This is a genomic window from Arthrobacter sp. JCM 19049, from assembly GCF_001310435.1.
In genome coordinates this window covers 1-3,787 of sequence record NZ_BAXF01000204.1, presented here as the reverse complement: position 1 = coordinate 3,787, position 3,787 = coordinate 1, and the positions used below count along the sequence as shown (strand labels likewise).

The 3,787-nt window shown below is 65.1% G+C and carries 4 protein-coding genes and 1 pseudogene; 1 reads left to right on the top strand and 4 read right to left on the bottom strand.

The features are described 5' to 3' along the window. The 3 genes and pseudogenes from JCM19049_RS09490 to JCM19049_RS09480 form a co-directional block, all read right to left on the bottom strand. Positions 1-628 (bottom strand): annotated as a pseudogene (locus JCM19049_RS09490) (alpha-ketoacid dehydrogenase subunit beta); the annotation flags it as partial. Positions 629-641: 13 nt separating this feature from the next. After that, positions 642-1,748, bottom strand: coding sequence for a pyruvate dehydrogenase (acetyl-transferring) E1 component subunit alpha (pdhA, locus tag JCM19049_RS09485; RefSeq protein ID WP_054821464.1), 1,107 nt, complete (start codon positions 1,746-1,748; stop codon positions 642-644). A 157-nt stretch (positions 1,749-1,905) separates the two neighbouring features. Next, positions 1,906-3,021 (bottom strand): histidinol-phosphate transaminase, encoded by a 1,116-nt coding sequence (locus tag JCM19049_RS09480; protein ID WP_054821463.1) that lies wholly within the window; start codon positions 3,019-3,021, stop codon positions 1,906-1,908. An 82-nt stretch (positions 3,022-3,103) separates the two neighbouring features. Between JCM19049_RS09480 and JCM19049_RS09475 the strand changes: the two genes are divergently transcribed. Continuing rightward, entirely contained in the window at positions 3,104-3,487 is a 384-nt protein-coding gene (locus JCM19049_RS09475) for a phage holin family protein (RefSeq protein ID WP_054821462.1), read from the top strand. Positions 3,488-3,496: 9 nt separating this feature from the next. On the opposite strand, the gene JCM19049_RS19890 is transcribed toward JCM19049_RS09475, so the two are convergent. Beyond that, positions 3,497-3,787, bottom strand: a 291-nt coding sequence (locus JCM19049_RS19890) for a hypothetical protein (protein WP_279402867.1), incomplete at its 5' end; no start/stop codon positions are given.

The window sequence follows — 3,787 nt, the reverse complement described above, 5'->3', positions numbered from 1 at the left end:
ACCAGCGGACCGTAGGCGACGATGGTGGCGTCCTCGCCGGGGCGCACCACCTGGGCCTTGAAGGCGTCCAGGGTCGGGGTTTCGGTGTCCACCTCGCCCTTGAGCCAGTAGCGGCGCTTGGGTTCCAGGTAGATCACCGGGTCCTGGCAGGCGGCGGCCTGCTGGATCATCCAGTAGGCGTCGTGCGCGTTGGAGGGGGTGATGACCCGCAGCCCGGCGGTGTGCACGAACAGGGCCTCCGGGGATTCGGAGTGATGTTCAATGGAGCCGATGCCGCCGCCGTAGGGGATGCGGATGACCACCGGCATGTTGATCCGCCCCTCGGAACGGGTGCGCATCTTGGCCAGCTGGGTGGTGATCTGGCTGAAGGCCGGGAATACGAAGCCGTCGAACTGGATTTCGGCCAGCGGGGTGTGCCCGCGCAGGGCCATGCCCACGCTGCGCCCACGATGCCCGCCTCGCCCAGCGGCGAGTCGATCACCCGGTGGGCCCCGTACTTGCCCTGCAGTCCCTCGGTGATACGGTAGACGCCGCCGAGTTTGCCGATGTCCTCACCGATCAACACGGCGTGGTCATCGTTTTCAAGGATCTTGTCCAGCCCGGCGGTGATCGCCTTGGCCAGGGTCATGGTGTGCTCACGGTTACTTGCCCTCGTTTCCGGCCTGGTCGGCGAATCCTGCTTCATACTCCAGGTGCCATTGCAGTTCTTCCTTCACCAGCGGGTGCGCCTCGGCGTAGACGTGCTCGAAGACCTCGGCCAGGGACGGGACCGGGAAGGCCATGGCGTCCTTGCGCACCCGGGCGGCCATCTCATCGCCGTCGCGGGCCAGTTGCTCGAAGAACTCGTTATCCACCAGCCCCTGCTCGCGCAGGTAGGTTTCCAGGCGGACCAGCGGGTCCTTGGGGTCCCAGGACTGCTCCTCCGCGCTTTGGCGGTACTTGGTCGGATCATCGGCGGTGGTGTGCGCGCCCAGGCGGTAGGTGATCGCCTCGATGAGCACCGGGCCCTTGCCGCTGCGCGCGTGCTCCAGCGCCCAGCGGGTGGCGGCCAGCACTGCCAGCACGTCGTTGCCGTCCACCTGCAGGCCCGGCATTCCATAGCCGGCGGCGCGCTGCACCAGCGGCACCTTGGACTGGACCTCGAACGGCACGGAAATGGCCCACTGGTTGTTCTGGCAGAAGAAGACCACTGGGGCGTTGAAGCTGGCGGCGAAGACCATGGATTCGTGGGTCTCACCCTCCGTGGAGGACCCGTCACCGAAGTAGGCCATCACGGCCTCGCCCTCGGTGGCGCGGCGCTGCTCATCCCAGTCGTGCTGTTCCAGATTCACCGCCATGCCGTATCCGGTGGCGTGCGGCAGCTGGGCGGCGAGCACCATGGTGTACATGTGGAAGTTGTTCTCCCGCGGATCCCAGCCCCCGCCGGAGATGCCGCGGAAGAGGCGCAGCATTTCGGAGAAGTCGACGTTGCGGGTCAGCGCCACCCCGTGTTCGCGGTAGGTGGGGAAGATGTAGTCCCCCGGGCGGGTGGCCCGGCCCGAGGCGATCTGCGCCGCCTCCTGCCCGCGCAGCGGAACCCAGAGGCACAGCTGCCCCTGGCGCTGCAGGGCGGTGGCCTCCGCATCGAAGCGGCGGGTGAGGGCCATGTCGCGGTAGAAGTCCCGCAGCATTTGCTCGTCCACATCCTGCAGGTAGGCATCATAGAACTCATGGGAGTGCCGTTTGCCGTCCGGAGTCAGTAACTGGATGAACTCCTGATCCGATGCCTCGGCTGCACTAGAGGCATGCGTTTCCCTTCAATCAAATATGCCTCATGCGGAATACATTCCGCATGAGACATATACGGCTTGTCCTGGGATCAAGCCTAGCGGCACCGCCGTGCCAATTGCGAGATTTGGCGCGGTTCTACGGGGTTAGCAATCCCGTATTCTCCCGGCATAGTTCCAGGAAGCGGTCGTTGGCCTCGACCTCGCCAATCGAAACCCGCACCCCTTCACCGGCGAAGCCGCGCACCGAGAGCGCACGTTCCTCGGCCAGCGCCACGAACTGCATCGTCTGCTCCCCCAGCGGCAGCCAGACGAAGTTCGCCTCGGTCACCGGGATCTTCCAGCCCAACTCCTTGAGCCCGGCCACAACCCGTTCGCGTTCCTCCACCAGCGAGTCCACCCGGGCCATCACCTGGTCCACGTGCTTCAGCGAGGCGATCGCCGCCTGCTGGGCCACGCTGGAAACCGCAAACGGGGTGGCGACCAGGCGGATGTAGTTGGTGATTTCGGGTTGCGAGATCGAGTAGCCGACGCGCAGGTTCGCCAGGCCATGGGCCTTGGAGAAGGTGCGCAACACCACTACGTTGCGGTGCTGCTGGTAGGTCTTCACCCCGTCCACCGCCTGCGAGTCGCGCACGAATTCGGTGTAGGCCTCGTCCAGGACAATCAGCACATTTTTCGGAACCCGGGCAATGAAGTCATCGACTTCCCGCTGGGTCAGGATCGGACCAGTCGGGTTATTCGGGGTGCACAGCAGGATCACCGAGGTGTTCTCGTTGATGGCCTCGGCCATGGCCTGCAGATCGTGGCGGCCGTCCTCCAGCAGCGGCACCGGGACCGGAAGTGCTCCGGCGGTCTGCACCACGATGGGGTAGGCCTCAAAGGAACGCCAGGCGAAGATCACCTCATCTTGGATTCCGTCCTCGTTGGCGCCGGCGAAGGTGGCCAGGATCTGGGTCAGGGCACCGAGTGACCCGGCGCCGGTGACGATGTCCTCGGCCGGCACGCCCAGCATCGGGGCCAGCTGGGAGCACAGCTCGGTGGAGGCGGTGTCCGGGTAGCGGTTAATGTAGGCCTCGGTGGCAATGGCTTGGCGAACCTCCTCCAAGGGCCCAAAGGGGTTCTCGTTTGAGGCCAACTTGTAGGGGGTCAGCCCCGGCACCTGCACCGGCGGCTTCCCTGCGGCATATTTCGGCAACCGGGCAACCACGGGACGGGGCTGCACCGGATCATGGGTTACGGGGTTCTCACTCATGAAGCCAGCTTATCGGTGCGCAGCCCCAGCGGGCATGGTGTTTTTCCAGCTCATACCCCGGTGAATGTGAAAAGCTAGTGCCATGAGCTTCCTGCTACGAGTCATCGTCAACGCCTTGGCCTTGGCCGCCGCCGTCTGGGTGGTTCCGGGCATCAACGTCATTCCCGCCGAGGACACCACGGTCTCGCGGGTCATCGCCTACCTGGTTGTCGCGCTGGTCTTCGGGCTGGTTAATGCGCTGATCCGCCCGGTGATCGCCTTCCTGTCGCTGCCGCTGACCTGCTTGACGCTGGGGATCTTCACGATCATCATCAACGCCGGCATGTTAATGCTCACCGCCTGGCTGACCCAGTTCCTACCGGTGGGGCTCAGCGTCAACGCCTTCTGGTGGGACGCGATATGGGGCACGATCATCGTCTCCATCGTCTCGGCGATCCTGGGGCGTTTCGCCCTGATTGAACGGTAGCCAGCGGCCCTAACGCGGTGGGGCGATCTGCCCGAGCTTGCGGTAATTCTCGTCCCTACGAGTGGGCGTCTTGGGACGTTCCGGTGGGACGCGTCGCAAGGTGAACCCGCGCAGCTGCATCGGACCCGGTTCAAACCGCAATCCGCGCAGCACCGGGGATAGATCCCGGGCCGGTTGCCGCTGTAGCTGCCGCAAATGGTTCCCGTAGTTTTGCAGTGTATGCCCGGGCGAAGGTGCCTTGGGCAACGCCTCGGGGTTCTCCGGCCCACGAAAGGTCACCGTCAGCTGCCGGGGCCGGCG